This window comes from Kribbella antiqua (genome assembly GCF_004345665.1).
Lineage (GTDB): Bacteria > Actinomycetota > Actinomycetes > Propionibacteriales > Kribbellaceae > Kribbella > Kribbella antiqua.
Map to the genome: position 1 here is coordinate 404,595 of NZ_SLWR01000009.1, position 15,346 is coordinate 419,940.

The following is a 15,346-nucleotide window of genomic DNA, read 5'->3' on the forward strand; positions in this document are numbered from 1 at the left end:
CCGACCGAGGCAACACGGCCATCAACAGCGTAGTCAGCAGCTATCGCGCTGAGGGAGCAGGCATGGCGACGACGACCGGAGCGGAGCGGGATTGGGAGGCCGGGCATCGACTACATCGGAGGTAGTCGTCGCACGACCTCTTCGAGGCGGTCGACTACGGCTGGCAGCATCTCGGAAGCACTGAGAAGCCAGCGTGCGCTCCGGTCGATATTCGCGGAGCTGAGGAGTTCGGCGGCGATGGCGAGGTCATGCGCGCTTCGGGCGTCAACGCCGGGATCTGACGAGGACAACAGATCTACGAGATACCTCAGTTCGCGGGCCGTTTCTTCCGTTGCCTGCCCGGTCTCTTCTAGTCGCTCGGTGATCGACTCGAGGCGGTCGAGCGGCGGCTTTGCGACAGCGGCGAGGAGATCCATGAATGTATCAGGGTCCGGCAAGGTAACGCCGTTGAGCGCAGCCACCTCTGGACCGTCGTGCTTCTGTTTCCACTCTCGAAGACGCTCCGGAGGATATCGTTCCTCGTCGTCGTCAACCTCGCCGTGGTGTGGATAGCACAGCAGGAGAAGGTTGGCGAAGGCGTCACGCACTGAGGCGGGAATGTCTGGGCGGTAGCGGGCGCCTTTCACGCCATAGACATGCGCCACTTGGGCGTTCTTGCGGTAGACGCCGGGTCGGACCTCAAGTACAACCGGCATGACACACCCCGGCGCGTAGCAACGCCCGCTGCTCAAGGCCCAGAGTGCTGCTTCTGTGGCCGGTGGGATCTTCTTGCGCTTGCCTGCGCCATCGGCAGTGGACTCGGTATCCGGTGACATTGAGTCAGCTTGTCAGCGGGTGCAGCCGGCCGCAGCTCGCGACAGCGCGCCGACCGGGGTTGGTTAGCTACCGGGACGACGCAGAGGTGTTGTCACGGTCGCGGAGACTGGTGTTCGTGGCCACCGGGGTTCACGAGGAATGACGGAAGCGAGTACAGCAGTGACTGACCTCAACTATGCGTGGGAGAAGTTCTTCACAGGTCTCGACAGCCTGGCGACTGGTGAAGGGACTTTGCGCGAGCGCCTCAAGAGCGCATACACGTCCCAGATCAACCGCGCAGAGGACTGGAGCGGATCGAGTATCGACCCGGAGCTCGGTGAGATGGTCAAGCGGTTCCACGCGCGAATGCGGACGGTGGACAACCCGGGCGACGGCCGGGGCATCTACAGCGCCAGCATCGACGCGATGAGCGACGAGGAAGTCTCGACGGCCGCCCAGGAGCTGTTCTCAATCGCCCTTCGCCTCCACGAGCTGCACGCCCTCCAGTACGCAGACCGCTGACCCCGATGGGCCATTAGGGAGCGATTACCGTGTCTCGATCAAATGCTGCCTGCGCCTAGTCTGTACTAGTGATGGCGTACAAGATTCACCTCGGGTTCGAGTTGGTGGATTGTCAGGGGTGCGGGGCGCGCCGAGTGCGCGGCGTGGTATGTCCGGATTGTGCCAGGCAGCCTGATAGCTGGGAGGTCAACCAGAGCGTTCAGCGACGCCAAGCAATGGCAGCTGACCTGGCTCCGCTGCTTGCGGAGCCATTGCCTGATGCGGCTGAGAATTCCGTGCTCCTCGACTTTGGTGCAGTGTTTGGCAAACTGGCGGATTGGCTGCCGATGTTCCTGTCGGCGCTCCGCGATGATGGTGCTGATGGGTATCGTGAATGGCAGAGAACGCGAGCGGCGATAGTCGAATTCAATGAGATATCTGCTGTGGTCTCCAAGGCTACGGTGGTGCGGCCCTTAACTAAGCCGCTGAACATTTCTCGCCGGATCATTGCGGCCGGCCGTTCGACGGTTGCGCAATATGTCGCCGCCCTTGCAGCCAACACCCCGGCGACGGCCCAGTCCGCCGCCGCCGAAGCTCAAGCACAAATCGACAAGATGGCAGGGCTCGCGGAAGAGTTGAATTCGTGGCAAGAGCGATCCGAGCGGCTGGGGGAAGCTGGAGATGTTGCATCGATTCTGAATAGTCTGGTTCAGGATGGAATGGAGCAATCCGGCGCGGACGGCCTGCTCGATCTGGATTCGAACTTCCGCTCCCGATTGACCTCCTTGCTGCTCGGATTGGATGTCTCGCCGGGTGTCGGGGTGCTCTATGCTGTTCATTCATCAATTGCAGATATCTATTTTGAGCGCGAGCACTACGACGCCTTGCTGCACGGGTTCGTCAGCGTATTCCTCTCAAATGATGCCGTTTTGGTGGACCTGCTCCATGATGAGAGATTTCGTTCGGATCTGCGGGCTGCCGAGGTGGGAGCCCGTCGAGGTGCTGACCAACCAGAGCGCCAAGAACCAGCTCATCGCGACCGAGCCGTTCTGGTTCGCCTACACGGTCTTCTTCCACGCCCTGCTCACCGCGGACCGCTGGTTGATCGCCGGCTACTCCTTCAGGGATGCCTGCGTGAACGACATCCTGGCCCAGGTCTGGACCCACCGGAAGAACAACCCTCCGCAGATTCTCGTGGTCGCCTACGGCGACGAGCCGAAGTATGAGGAGATCAGCGCCGCCATCTGGGGTGGCAACCGCAGCGTTGCCGCTCCGACCCGCGCGAACCTCCGGGTCTACCGGCATGGCATCGCCGTAGCGCCCAACTGCTCCACCTGGGCGCGCTGGGACGGCGCTGGCCTCGGCGACGTGGCCTGGCAGCTGACCTGACAGCACTCGGCGGGCCCCGTCCTCCAGATCGGGGGCGGGGCCGCCCGCTTCAGGTAGACCATGCAGATTTTCACTCACCGTCCCCCAAAGGACACGGACAGGACAGTGAACATGAGCAGTTCGATGTACCGACGTCAGCACCAGCTGAAGGTCAAGCAGGCGATGGACAGCCAGAAGAAGGCTGCCGACTTGCGCACCAAGGAGGCTACGAAACGACAGGACACGAACAGGGCCCAAACAGCTGCCCAGAAGACCAACAGCCCGGCCACCCGCAAGTCGCGGATGAACGACGCCAGCCGCGCCCTCACCGCGGCGGACAAGTACGGGAAGGACGCCTCCGAACTCGAGAAGAAGGCTGCGCGCTACGGCAGCGAGGCCGCAGACCTTCAGGTCAAGATCGCGAAGGCCGAGCAGGCGGAGGCTGACCAGGCCGAGCGGCAGCGCAAGCGCCAGGAACAGCAGCGCAAGACCGACGACCTGCGCCGGGCCCGCGAAGCTGAAGCCGAGCGGCACCGGATCCACGATCGGCTCAGCTCCACGGAAGCGAAGGCCGACGACGCCCTGCGCAAGCTGGCTGCCCCGAAGCCTGAGAAGCTGCGGGTCCTGATGCTCGGGGCCTCACCCGAAGGCGACCTGCGTGTCGGCCGCGAGCAAGCCAAGATCCGTCGAGCCGTCGAGCGGGCGCTGCACCGCGAGCAGATCCAGCTCGACGTACGTACCGCCGCAACCACCGACGACCTGCTCGACGGCATCGCCAGGTTCCGTCCGCACGTCGTCCACTTCAGCGGTCATGGCCAAGACCAGCTCATCGGCTTCGAGGCCGACCTCGACGAGCACCACGTCGGTGTCGTCGTCACCATCGACAGCTTCGCCTCGGCCTGCGCCGCGACCGACACCCCGCCCGTTCTGGTGGTGCTGAACGCGTGCGAGACCACAACGGCTGCCGACCGCCTGGTCGCGCGCTTCGCCCCACTGGCAATCGGGATGGCCGGCGAGATCGACGACACCGACGCGATCACCTATGCCACCGGCCTGTACGCCTCGATCGCCAACGGTCACTCCGTCAACTCCGCCCACATGGCCGGCAAGGCAGCAGTGGAACTCGCTGGCGGGGAATACGAACTGCCGTGTCTGGTGGCGGCCGGCGACGTCGACCCGACGGCCGTGAAGTTGGTGAAGGGGCCGGGCAAAGACGCGCCGGCCTAGCGGCATGTGCACGGACCGGAGCCGGACGTCGTTCTAAACCGATGCCCGGCTCCTCGGCCGAACCGGATGGGAAAGCTTGAGGCGTCCGCCGACTAGTCACCTCGTGGTGCAGGCTGTGGTGCGGCGACGTCGCCCACGAGTCGGGTCGACTTGCGCCGCCAGGAGTTCGCACCACGTGTAGCCCCACGCGGACGGCCGCGGCCGAGCCCGCAGGTCGGCGATATGGCTCTGATCAGCGCATTTGTGTGGTGCCCCCGGCAGGATTCGAACCTGCGACGCACGGTTTAGGAAGCCGAGCCATCTCATCGAATGTGGCGCCGGATGTCACCCGGGCGTGCATCCACGACTGCGTTGCTCACTTTCAAGTTGACTAAGCTGGAGTTTTAGAGAATTAATCATGTTTGTTAATGCCATCCGCTCGCCAGTCGTCTCGGCGTCCTGCCTATCTTTTTCGATCGACTTTAATCGATTGCTCAAATCGCGATGCTTCTTGTGCAGATTGGCGCAAATGGTACTGGAATCGGCGGTGACGTACACCGCCACAGGTGGACTCGAAACGAACACGCCAAGGCCAGCCCGTGAAACTCCCCATGAAGCACGGAATGTTCCATTGAGAAGCGGCGCGGTAATTGGCACATTGTAGATGGCGGAACTGTTGGGAACGAGGGTGCCCGGGTCGACCACCTGTCCTCCCCACATGGGGTAGGCAGAATTGAGGCCACCCCTCTCGACCACCCTGTAGCCCACGGCCATGTCCCATGTTGATGAGCCCCCGTTGCGCACATGAATGCGGGCGATGGCGTTGGCTCCCGGCTTCATATCCGCAGGTACTTGGTAGTCGACGATGGTGCCGACATCCACATAAGCGCTGGATGGATCTTGCCAGGTGTAGGTCTCCAATTTGAAAAATCCACGGATGAGGCCGCTCGTTGACGTTCCATTGGTTGTGATCGGTTTCGAAGGAGATGGTGCACTGTCATCTATCTCGATGTGAATACTGTCGTCGTTGGGATAATTGCAGTCATAAACCCACAGTCGTAATGTGGAGCCGACCCGGTCATAGCCATAAGCCAGGACGACGTGATTCTCTGTGGCGGACCATGGCCATATCGAATGAACTAATACCACTCCTATGGGGCAGAGATGTCCATTGTCGATCTCCGCAGTAATCTTCGGCACTTCGCCGACGCTGAAACGGAATAGTCCGCCACCGAGCCAGGTGTCGTGATCGAACATGCCATCCAGGAAGATCCACCCGTTGAGCATAGAAAGGCCAGGACCAAGGCTGTCGAGCATGCGGTACCAGATGTGCGACACTACCTGGCGGGGCAGAAGGTCGGGCGATGTGCTCTTGAGTTGCGGCGAACCGGCCTCGTAAATGTCCCGAGCGAGGAAGCTCATGCCACCACAGAGGCCAAAGGATCGGCCGTCCAAGTCGATCCGAATCCCGAGGATCCGAACTGGGAAGCTGCTCCCTGCCGGCCATGGGCCATTGCGGAACAACGGAGCATGAATCGATGGCTTGAAATTCCCAACGAACGGCATATGGACCACCAACTGCCTGTCCCGGCCTGGCTGATCGTATCCGCGAGGTCGTGCAGGCCAGCGAGGGGATGGCTGCTTCGACGTGGCCTCGGTTACGCAGACGGAGCCGGTGTCTACAGCAGACTTGTCACAGAGCTGCTCGTCGGCGTGTTACCCACGCACAGCACTTGTAAGCGGACTCCGGGATCGACCGTCGTAGTTCTGCCGCGCGATTCTCATAGTGCTCCCTCGTTCGAATGAAGTTCAAGTCATTCTCTCATTCTGAGTCGACTGTGAGGCGCGTGCATACATTGCGGGGATGATTCGAAGGCTTGTTTCACCTGAGAAGGGGGAAGATGGAACCGACGTCCGGGCTCTTCCTCAGGTTCGTCCGGGACTAGCAGGTGAAATTGGTGAGCGTCTATGGGCATGACCACGCTGGCGCCTGCCGCAGCCGAGCGGCTGAACGACAGCTGGACCCGCTTAGCCTCGGTCGGCTGGACCGCCGGACAGAGCGCCGCGGCAGCGCTGGCCAGCGGGATTCCGCCTCGGGCTGGAACGCCGAACTCACCCGAGAAGGGCTGCAAGCAGCCGCCGACCGCCGCCCGAACCGGGGCTGAGCGAGAACCTCACCGACCGCATCGTCATCCTGCAAACCTTCGTCGCCTGGCTTGACAAGCCAAGGCAACCGCGGGTTCACGAACGTTCTCACCTCCGTCGAACGCGTTCTCCTCCGTCTCGTGGCGGATCGCACGCCAAAGACCGCGTCACGATTCTGTCCCTGCCGCAACGGGTGCTCGTGACTCCGTGGGGTTGATCGGATGGCTGCAGGCGCTCGAAGCGCTAAGCGGACTCGCCGCGATCGCTTACGCGACTTCGCAACTCATCACCGGCCGGCAGGCGGCACCTGGGCAAGAGATGAACTGGAAACGGCCGCGGGATGCTGCGTTGTTCTTCTTCTATCTGGGCTTATGGCTCCTGTTGCAGGGAGCGGCAGGCTTCGCCGGGCTTGAGCCGCGACTCCGAACCATCCTCCGTCTGCTTGCCCTCGTCTCAGCGGGTGTTGCCTTCCTCTGCTACCGCCCACGGCGGATCCGATCCAACTCGACCCCATAGCCCCTGCGATCGAACCTGACCTTTCCTGCGGCCGGCGGGCGCACGCTAGGACTCGGCTCGCGCCGGATGGGTCTGCAGATCGGAATTTGGTCGGTGTCCCCCGGGTGATGGACGCGCTCGGTCCACATGACCTCGACCGCTCACACCCGCCGCCGTGGGATCATTCGTGGTGCGAAATCGCGTTAAAGCGAGTCAGCTCACGGGGCGAGAAACGCTTCGAACGCGGACTCCTGACGCTTAGAGAGGCTGGTTGCTAGGGCATCATTGCCCCTTTTAATCCGCAACATGAGGCTTCGATCGATGTATCGACCGACAACGGATCTAATGTAAGGCATTAGCTTGCTGGGGAGATCTGAGCCCTCCCCGACGTGGCCGGTTGGATCGCCCACCGGGCATTGTCAACATTCCACTCGCGCGCCCAGATTCGGGCGCAGCTCACGATGTCTGTGTAGGCGCGAAGGCGACCTACCAAACGAGTCCGTCGAGATGGTTATGGCCGGAAAGCAGACGAGCGATGCGGCCCTGCGCCGCTTCGCGTTCGTCCGGATGGGGGTGGTGTGCGTAGAGCGTGAGCTCCCCGTACATGTCGTAGAAGTTCAACCGTTCGCGCAGATGCTCGCGCTCGAACAGCTCCGGATACGCGCCGTTCAGCCATCGGGGAACCTCGGTGAGTGTGGTCTCGTCGAGCCCTTGTTCGTCGGGTGTTGGTGGGAACTCTCGCGCCTTCGCGCACCAGCGCAAAATGGTGTCGAGCTCGACATCGGCTGGCTGAGCCAACGCCTCCGCGAAGTCGATCAGACCAGTGACGCGTCCTTGGTCGACGATCAGATTGGACCCATGTAGATCACCATGGACGAGGCAGGTCGGTCGGTGGCGAACAATGCCAGCCGCTCCTGGACCCAATCGGCAACATCGGCGAGCAGGCGCGAGTCATGACCGCGCACGCGCTGGGCAGCCTCGACCTGCTGGAGCGCCGCACCCACGACGGGTGGATGGAACGCAGACCATGGCTTGCCGGCGAGCGCGCTGGCAAGCCAGGGCGGCAGCACACCTGCCGGAGCAGGAACCCGGTGCAGAGCCCGCAACGCAGCACCCAGGCTCTCGATGATTGCCTGGCGGGTGGACGAATCCGCCGCCGGCCACGCTTCGTACAGGGTTCGTCCGGGCAAGCGTTCGGAGACGTACCACGGCCCGTCGGGGCCGTCGCCATGGGCGACGTGCCGGGCGTGTGGGACCTCGCTACCGGCGAGCAGGTTGACGACTGCAGCCTCGTGGCGATACGCGTCGCGGAACCGTCCGTCGTTGTTCAGTCGTACGACATACTCGTCACCCACCCACGCCCGGCTGACCCAGCCGGCCTTAGGCACAAAACGCCCGGTTGCTGGCAGATCAGCGGCCGCCAGGATCCTCAGCAGCACCGGATCGGTCGCCGGCTCGACGAACGATGTTGATCGGGTGATCGCGGTGCTCCTCAGAACGGTCGACCAAGAACATCAACGTATCGACCTCAACCGAAGAGAGCGATCGATTTTCACCCAAGCAGGACTCGCGTGGCGCGGCGGGGGTGCCGCGCAATCGAGCGGGAGAGGTCCGTTGCCCTCTGCGAGACCACAAAGTGTTGAGAATCGATCGTTTCTCGACAGCCGTGTCCGGGACCGCTGCCATCCCGCGACGCAGCAAGGATCTCCGTGTTGCGAAACGTGTTGTGTACGGAACCTGGCTAACAAGTCGGCGCCGCCCGATTCTCGACGGCGGATTTGCACGACAACTGAGGGTGCCCGTGCTGCGGGTCCGCACCAGTCGGATCTTGCCACCCCATGGGCCCGGCAAGTTCATCTGCTACCCGTCAGCCTGAACGCGGCGCGTGGTGCGGATCGTGGTGCGAAGTGGTGTTAACTGCTGCGGGATGTGTTGCCGTGGTGCGAAGCGAACGATGGCAAAGTTGCTGGTGGAGACCAGATGCGGCGGTGTCGTTCCTCCTCGTAATGAGAAGGTCGTCAATTCAGCTCGACATTGTTGCCAGCCGGTTGCGCTGTCCTCGTCGTCGATGCGGACCCGAGGTTGGCGGCGGTGAGCCCCAGAGGGGTCCTGGCGTAAACTCCGGGTTCGACGCGTGCAGGGTCAAACCGGAAAGGTGCCGATAGACGTGCCTGAAGCGGATGCCGATATTCCGGTCGTGTCGCTCTCGGATGGCGTGGTCACTCTCCGACCTGGGTCCAAAGCCGACGCCGGGTTCATGGCGGAAGCATTCGCCGATCAATCGATCCGACGTTACAACGGGCCCACGACCGACTCGGACGACCGGCTCCGCCGCTCTCGATCGAGCATGCTGAAGCGATCATCGACGAGTTCGCGTCGAGCTGGCGGGCGTTCGTCGCGGCGGAGCCACCATCTGGTGTTGCATTCGCGATCACGGACGCAGCCTCTGGTGGCCTGGTCGGCTGCTGCGGCGTCGATGACTGGTCGCAGGCAGACGTAGCGCAGTTCGGCTACTGGATCGGGCCGGGCGCGCGCGGGCGCGGGTACGCGACTCGGGCGGTGGTTCTGCTCACACGGTGGTTGTTCGAGCTCGGCGCAGCTCGCGCCTTCCTGACGGTCGAGGCGGACAATGAAGCGTCGGCGGCGGTGGCCCGCCGAGCGGGGTTCGTGCACGAGGGAACGATGCGCGCACACAGCGTGTGGCAGGGTGAGCGGATCGACGTGATGTGGTTTGCGGCGCTGCCGCTCGAATGGGCGATGCGCGAGCCGGACGAGCCAGCGTGATGTGCAACGCGATCGGAGCCGGCTTGTTGAGTCTTTCGGCGGCGGCAACGAGTCGGGGATGTACGCCATGGTCCGAAGGCAATACCTGACCCCAACGACCTGCACCCGCGAGCGACGATGAGCACCTGGTCGACGACCGCAGGAGCGCAGACGAGCGGGTCGCGATCAGAGTGCGTGCCTCTACGGATCAGAAGGTGCCGGCGGCGCCTGGTCGGGCATGACCAGGCGTGAGCTGTGTCCTGGGGTGGTCGAGATGCATGGCATGACTCGTGGCACGAAACGACGGCTACGCATGGGAAATCTCGCGCTCGCTGGGGGCGGCCGTGTTGCTAGAAGCGCTTGTAGAGAGCGGATGAGACGCTGTCGTTCTTCCTCGTAATGAGAAAGTCGACCGTTCGAGCTGACGGCCTTCCACGCTGGCGAGGTCTCCCGGTGATAACCGCCATTATCACCGGACTCCGCTCGCCGACATCCTGGATTGACGCCTTACACGCCCGTCGGCCGACCAGCGCGAATTCATGGTTATCACCGGGATGAACCGTCCGATTGGGGCGGAACTCGGCCGCCGTCCCAGCATGAACCCGTCTCCGTGCTCCGAGCAACTGCCGGAGCGTTGGCAGGCGTCGGCTACCTGGCAGCCTCGGTTGGCCGGGTCCGGATCGAGCTGCCCGGCGACACCATTTCGTCGGCCCGACGCTCGACTTCTCGCCAACCGCACTTGCCAGGTACTACGCCGGGCGGTGTAGACGAGATCGCGCTGCCGTGCCGCGCGGCTTTCGCCGCGTCGGCGACGACCGGCCGCAAACAGGCCCGCGATGCGTTCCAGTTGACTCGTGGCGTCGTTAGTTCGCACCACGCGTAGCCCCGCGCGCGACCCAAGAATGCTGGACACTCTTGGGTCGACTGGCGCCTGACCTGCAAGTTTGTGCTGTGCCCCCGGCAGGATTCGAACCTGCCCCGCATGGTTTTGGAAACCGACGCGCCTACCGCAGGTAGCGATCGAGGAGTTCCATGACGTCGCCCGGTACGCCGGTATCTCGTTACGGTTCGCGGTTCCCGTTCGTCACAGCTGGAGCGAGCCGGACGTCACCAGTGCACGTGTCCGGACTCGCCGCGGACGCGGCCGTACCACTCGCCTGGTCCCGGATCCACACGTCGAGGGTTCCGGTCGACCGCGAGGTCGCGGCGACACCTGGCGCGGCTCGCACCAGGTGACGCGATCGACACCGTCGCCGGGGCCGATGCGGAGCATCGTTGACCTTTGCCGCCGGCGTGGTACGCCGTACCGAACCGCAACAGGCCGTTCACGAGTACCGCGCAGGCCACCGGGGTTGCCGCCGCCAGGCCCGCGACCCCATCGTGGTTGACGTGGATGTCGCCGCGATCGCGCTCAAGCTCTAACGGCTACTACCCGAAGACTTCATCGCCGCCCGCAACGAGCTCGCGCAGCAGGCCAAGGACTCTCGCGGTGTCGTGTCGCCGGGAACCGTGCCTGCTTGGGTTGCGTATGAACGTGTCATGCCGGCGATTGATCCGTGACCAACCAAAACGAGAGCCCAGCGCCTGCGTGGGCGATGAGCAGGGTGGACTCGCCAGTGCGATGCTTTCCTGTCGCCAACGCCCGGGCAGCGGTCCCGACCCGAGTGATCTCGCTTCGGGACGTCAAGTCCCACACACGCACAGTCTGGTCGTACCCGGCGGTGACGATCCGCCCATCTAGCAGCGCAGCGACTGCTGACACTTTGCGGTCGTGGCGGCCGAGCTCGACCGGCTCGGCGCCGGGGGCGGCCGCGTCCCACAACAGCACCCGGCCGTCGCCCCCGGCGGTGACGACTCGCCCGTCCGGCAGCACGGCCACCGCTGACACCGTGGTGTGGCGGCCGAGCTCTACCGGCTGGGCGCCGGGGGCGGCCGGGTCCCACAACAGCACCCGGTCGTCGTACCCGGTGGTGACGACTCGCCCGTCCGGCAGCACGGCCACCGCGAACACCGTGGTGTGGCGGCCGAGCTCTACCGGCTGAGTGCCCGGGCTGCCCGGCTCCCACAACAGCACCCGGCCTCGGATGCCCCCGGTGGTGATGACCCGCCCGTTCGGCAGGACGGCCACCGCTGACACCGTGGTGTGGCGGCCGAGCTCTACCGGCTGGCTGCCGGGGGTGGCCGGGTCCCATCTCAGCACCCGGTAGTCGTACCCGGCGGTGACGACTCGCCCGTCCGGCAGCACGGCCACCGCTGACACCGTGGTGTGGCGGCCGAGCTCTACCGGCTGGGCGCCAGGGGTGGCCAGGTCCCATATCAGCACCCGGCCGTCGCTCCCGGTGGTGACGATTCGCCCGTCCGGCAGCACAGCCACCGCTAAGACAACGCCGTCGTGGCGGCCGGGCTCGACGGGCCGGGCGCCGGGGCTGCCCGGCTCCCATATCAGCACCCGGCCGTCGCTCCCGGTGGTGACGACTCGCCCGTCCGGCAGCACAGCCACCGCTAAGACAACGCCGTCGTGGCGGCCGAGCTCTACCGGCTGGCTGCCGGGGGTGGCCGGGTCCCACAACAGCACCCGGTAGTCGTACCCGGCGGTGACGATCCGCCTGTCCGGCAGCACAGCGACTGCTGACACCCTGCGGGCATGGCGGCCGAGCTCGACCGGCTCGGCGCCGGGGACGGCCGCGTCCCACAACAGCACCCGGCCGTCGCCCCCGGTGGTGACGACTCGCCTGTCCGGCAGCACGGCCACCGCTGACACCGTGGTGTGGCGGCCGAGCTCGACCGGCTCGGCGCCGGGGGCGGCCGCGTCCCACAACAGCACCCGGCCGTCGCCCCCGGTGGTGACGATTCGCCCGTCCGGCAGCACGGCCACCGCTGACACCGTGGTGTGGCGGCCGAGCTCGACGGGCCGGGCGCCGGGGCTGCCCGGGTCCCATATCAGCACCCGGTCGTCGCTCCCGGTGGTGATGACCCGCCCGTCCGGCAGCACGTCCACCGCTGACACCGTGGTGTGGCGGCCGAGCTCTACCGGCTGGGCGCCGGGGGCGGCCGCGTTCCACAACAGCACCCGGTCGTCGCTCCCGGTGGTGACGATTCGCCCGTCCGGCAGCACAGCCACCGCTAAGACAACGCCGTCGTGGCGGCCGGGCTCGACGGGCCGGGCGCCGGGGCTGCCCGGGTCCCATATCAGCACCCGGCCGTCGCTCCCGGTGGTGATGACCCGCCCGTCCGGCAGCACGGCCACCGCTGACACCGTGTTGTGGCGGCCGAGCTCGGCCGCGAGATGGCTGCTTGAGCGGCGGGTGGTCCACAGCGGAAGTAGGCCACCGGGATCGGCCTGCAGTCGTGCGTGCAGGTCATTAGCGAGGCTGTCCTCGCCGAGCTCCGCCGCCTGTAGCCACAGCTGCCGCAAAACGTAGCCGCGCTGGGCGAGCGGCTGGGAGGGGCGCAGGTAGTCCACCTGACGTGTGACCGTAGTGAGCATCGCGCCGACGGCCGCGTCGGTTGGGTTGGCGGTTGCGGCCTGCCGAATAGCGGCTGTGACATCTGAGCCGGCTGATTGGATCGCAGCGTTGACCCACCCGGCGTCGCCGACCAGGGCCATCAACCTGTTCGGTTCGGCGGCCAGTGTCGCGGGGTAGCTGTCGAGCAGGTATGCCGGAGTGCCGCCAGTGGTAGTTGGCCAGCCTGTGGCTCGCCAGTGCTCGGCCCACCGGTGGATCCGGTCGCGATATTCGGGGTCGCACAGGTCGTCGGTCATCTGGGCGTGCTCGAGTAACGAATAGTGGGCGAACTGATAGCGCTGTCGCTCGATCGATCCGACCGGCTCCAGGCTGCGGGCCGCGCGCTCGGCGACGAGGCGACGTACCTGTCGCATGTGGGCGGCCGATGGTGCCGCCAGGCCGTTTGAGAGGGTAGCGAGGTCCGTGACCGACAGTGGGCCGGCGGCGGCGGTCAACAATCCCAAGACGTCCACCGCCAGATCGACATCGTCGCCGTGCGTCAGGTCATAGATCTCCTGGCGGGCCCGGTGTGCCAGTTCCTTGGCGCCCTCGAACGGCTGAAGCTTCGTGGGACTGGTCTCCTTTAGCGGGTGCCCGTCCGCGTCGACCGGCAGATCCGGGTAAGGACGGCTGGCCACCAGCACATGCGCGTGTGTGCTGACCAGCGTGGGGAGCAGGCTGGCCACGCTCGCTGAGCCAGGCCGGCGATCCTCGTCCAAGCCGTCGACCACGAGCAGCAGATGCCGGCCAAGGTCGTTCGCCCGGTCGGCCGCCTGTCGCCACAATGCGGCGAACTGGTCTCGATCCGGCACCGGTGGATCCACCTCGCACAGGTACGCCAACTGGGGCACCGTCGCGTCAAGGAACCGGATGCTATCCGCGTCCGAGGCCCGTTGGGACAAGAAATAGCTGACAACGTCGACCTCAGAGGGCAACCCGACCGTGACCGCCTCGTACAGCAGCGCGGTCTTCCCCGCGTAGGCCCCGCCGACGAGCCACCGATATCCCACAGCGCCTGTGGCGAAGGCCGTGATATCGGCGATCTCCCGCTCTCGGCCAAGGAGCTGCGGCATCCGCTGGTGCAGCGTGCGGCCGAACCCGCGCAGGGTTTCCCGGTACGGTGGTTCTGGCCGCTCCGTGCGGGACGGGAGTTGCCGCAGCTCGCTGAGGCCTGATATGCCCAGCTGCGACCACCACGCGGACGGATCGTCGACGCCCTCGCCCCAATTCTTGTGGAGGGGATCCCGCTCAAGCGCGGTCAGCGGTACCGCCGTGATCGCCGAGGTGCCTTCCCGGGGAGCGTGCTCGGTCACCACGGCGAGCAGCAACCCGCCCGAAATCACCGGGGCGCCGGACATGCCCGACCACTCCGATTCCCCAAGGCTTATTTGTTCAGGCGGCAACGGCCGTGGCGAAGCACGTACCTGCATGCTCAGCGCACCACGAGCCAGTTTCGACAACACCGGGACTTCGCCGAGAGCGTCGACTGTGTCCCGCGCTGTCTGTGGTGATGGGGTCTCGGCGAACCATGGGTAGCCGACCGCGTGACAGCTCTCCACTGGCTCGCCTGTCGGGCTGTCTCGATCGACCCGCGCCAGTCCGATCGGCGGCAGATCCAGCGACATGTCGTCGATCTCGACCAGCGCGAGATCGGGCCCAGGGCCGTCCACATCGCCGACAAATCGCGGGTCCACTGTCGCCGCGAACATCCGCTTGTCCGAGGCCCGCACATGCACCGCGACGGCTTCGGTCACCACGTGCGCCGCGGTCAGCACCGTGCGACCTCGCACGATGCACCCAGACCCGTATCGGTACCGGTTCGCCGCGGATGCACCCAGGTCGGCGATCACCTCTACAACCCGGGCTGCGACCGACGCCACCTTTGCTGGCGCCACGAACCTACCCCTTCAGCTCGTTAGTTGCGTGCGCCACCTTCACTGGTTTGCCGTCGCGATCGACTGGGCTCCCGAACACGACCGTCACCTTCTGATCTGAGCCGTGCTCGCGGCTTCCGCCGCCGCCCAATTCCAGGTTCACGAACGGCACCTTGAACCCAGCCTTGCCGTCGACGGACTTTGTCGCGGTGACCGTCAACTCCACGGTCATCGACTCGACGGGCAACTGGATATCCGACCCGCCAGCCGCGGCCCGCGCACGCAACAGCTCGTCCCGCAGTAGCGCGATAGCGTCCGCCAGCCCAAGTCCGTCCGCCGATCTCTCGTCCCGTCCGCTCATCTGGGCGTGCCTCCCCGACTTGATCCCGCTGCCGACTCTTCGTACATCGTCGGAAGGGACGTCTCGTTACTCAAGGCGACACCAAATCAGAGTCAGCAACGCGTGGCAACGGTCCGGCGATCGCAGCCGAAGGCATCGTTGAGTGTGCGCTGAGGTGGTGACCGACGCACGGTCGCGTGACACGGTCCGTGACGCGAACTGTGTCGACGGCAGGTGAAAACTGACCCCCAGGCGGCGAGGCGGGTTCTAGTCAACGTTGCAACACAAGGTGTTCCGCCGAGGCTAGCAGCGCCGTGAACAACTCGGCGGGTGCGCGGTCGTCAAGGACGTGA

At 65.3% G+C, this 15,346-nt stretch carries 13 protein-coding genes; 6 read left to right on the forward strand and 7 right to left on the reverse strand.

The features are described from left to right. Positions 1 to 110: 110 nt before the first annotated feature. On the reverse strand, positions 111 to 695 hold the full coding sequence (locus tag EV646_RS26390) for a hypothetical protein (protein WP_132153068.1): 585 nt from the start codon (positions 693 to 695) through the stop codon (positions 111 to 113). Between the two features lie 280 nt (positions 696 to 975). Between EV646_RS26390 and EV646_RS26395 the strand changes: the two genes are divergently transcribed. After that, positions 976 to 1,317, forward strand: a complete 342-nt coding sequence (locus EV646_RS26395; protein ID WP_132153070.1) for a hypothetical protein — start codon at positions 976 to 978, stop codon at positions 1,315 to 1,317. Between the two features lie 452 nt (positions 1,318 to 1,769). Here the strand turns inward: EV646_RS26395 and EV646_RS38965 are convergent, their stop codons facing one another. Continuing rightward, complete coding sequence (locus EV646_RS38965) at positions 1,770 to 2,135, reverse strand: hypothetical protein (RefSeq protein WP_158291020.1); 366 nt, start codon at positions 2,133 to 2,135, stop codon at positions 1,770 to 1,772. 109 nt (positions 2,136 to 2,244) lie between these two features. Here EV646_RS38965 and EV646_RS26400 point away from each other — a divergent pair, with 109 nt between their 5' ends. Further along, positions 2,245 to 2,685, forward strand: coding sequence for an SIR2 family protein (locus EV646_RS26400; RefSeq protein WP_158291021.1), 441 nt, complete (start codon positions 2,245 to 2,247; stop codon positions 2,683 to 2,685). A gap of 111 nt (positions 2,686 to 2,796) precedes the next feature. Further along, on the forward strand, positions 2,797 to 3,891 hold the full coding sequence (locus EV646_RS26405) for a CHAT domain-containing protein (protein WP_132153073.1): 1,095 nt from the start codon (positions 2,797 to 2,799) through the stop codon (positions 3,889 to 3,891). A 324-nt stretch (positions 3,892 to 4,215) separates the two neighbouring features. Here the strand turns inward: EV646_RS26405 and EV646_RS26410 are convergent, their stop codons facing one another. The 3 genes from EV646_RS26410 to EV646_RS40245 all read right to left on the reverse strand — a co-directional run bounded on the left by EV646_RS26410 (position 4,216) and on the right by EV646_RS40245 (position 7,949). After that, a complete protein-coding gene (locus tag EV646_RS26410) occupies positions 4,216 to 5,292 on the reverse strand; it encodes a hypothetical protein (protein ID WP_132153075.1) in 1,077 nt (358 codons plus the stop codon). Between the two features lie 1,704 nt (positions 5,293 to 6,996). Further along, positions 6,997 to 7,434 carry a phosphotransferase gene (locus tag EV646_RS40240; RefSeq protein ID WP_338419277.1) on the reverse strand — a complete coding sequence of 146 codons (438 nt, stop codon included), beginning with the start codon at positions 7,432 to 7,434 and terminating at the stop codon, positions 6,997 to 6,999. Continuing rightward, entirely contained in the window at positions 7,356 to 7,949 is a 594-nt protein-coding gene (locus tag EV646_RS40245) for a phosphotransferase family protein (protein WP_241996334.1), read from the reverse strand. Before EV646_RS40245 ends, EV646_RS40240 begins: the two co-directional genes overlap by 79 nt. A gap of 841 nt (positions 7,950 to 8,790) precedes the next feature. Between EV646_RS40245 and EV646_RS26420 the strand changes: the two genes are divergently transcribed. The 3 genes from EV646_RS26420 (at position 8,791) to EV646_RS38970 (ending at position 10,695) form a co-directional block, all read left to right on the forward strand. Beyond that, positions 8,791 to 9,294 carry a GNAT family N-acetyltransferase gene (locus EV646_RS26420; protein ID WP_277875138.1) on the forward strand — a complete coding sequence of 168 codons (504 nt, stop codon included), beginning with the start codon at positions 8,791 to 8,793 and terminating at the stop codon, positions 9,292 to 9,294. 1,011 nt (positions 9,295 to 10,305) lie between these two features. Continuing rightward, entirely contained in the window at positions 10,306 to 10,509 is a 204-nt protein-coding gene (locus EV646_RS26425; RefSeq protein ID WP_132153079.1) for a hypothetical protein, read from the forward strand. A 39-nt stretch (positions 10,510 to 10,548) separates the two neighbouring features. Next, on the forward strand, positions 10,549 to 10,695 hold the full coding sequence (locus EV646_RS38970; protein ID WP_158291022.1) for a hypothetical protein: 147 nt from the start codon (positions 10,549 to 10,551) through the stop codon (positions 10,693 to 10,695). Positions 10,696 to 10,810: 115 nt separating this feature from the next. Here EV646_RS38970 and EV646_RS26430 read toward each other — a convergent pair whose 3' ends face one another. Next, complete coding sequence (locus tag EV646_RS26430) at positions 10,811 to 14,674, reverse strand: trypsin-like peptidase domain-containing protein (protein WP_132153081.1); 3,864 nt, start codon at positions 14,672 to 14,674, stop codon at positions 10,811 to 10,813. A gap of 4 nt (positions 14,675 to 14,678) precedes the next feature. Then, a complete protein-coding gene (locus tag EV646_RS26435) occupies positions 14,679 to 15,014 on the reverse strand; it encodes a trypco2 family protein (protein ID WP_132153083.1) in 336 nt (111 codons plus the stop codon). Positions 15,015 to 15,346 lie beyond the last annotated feature (332 nt).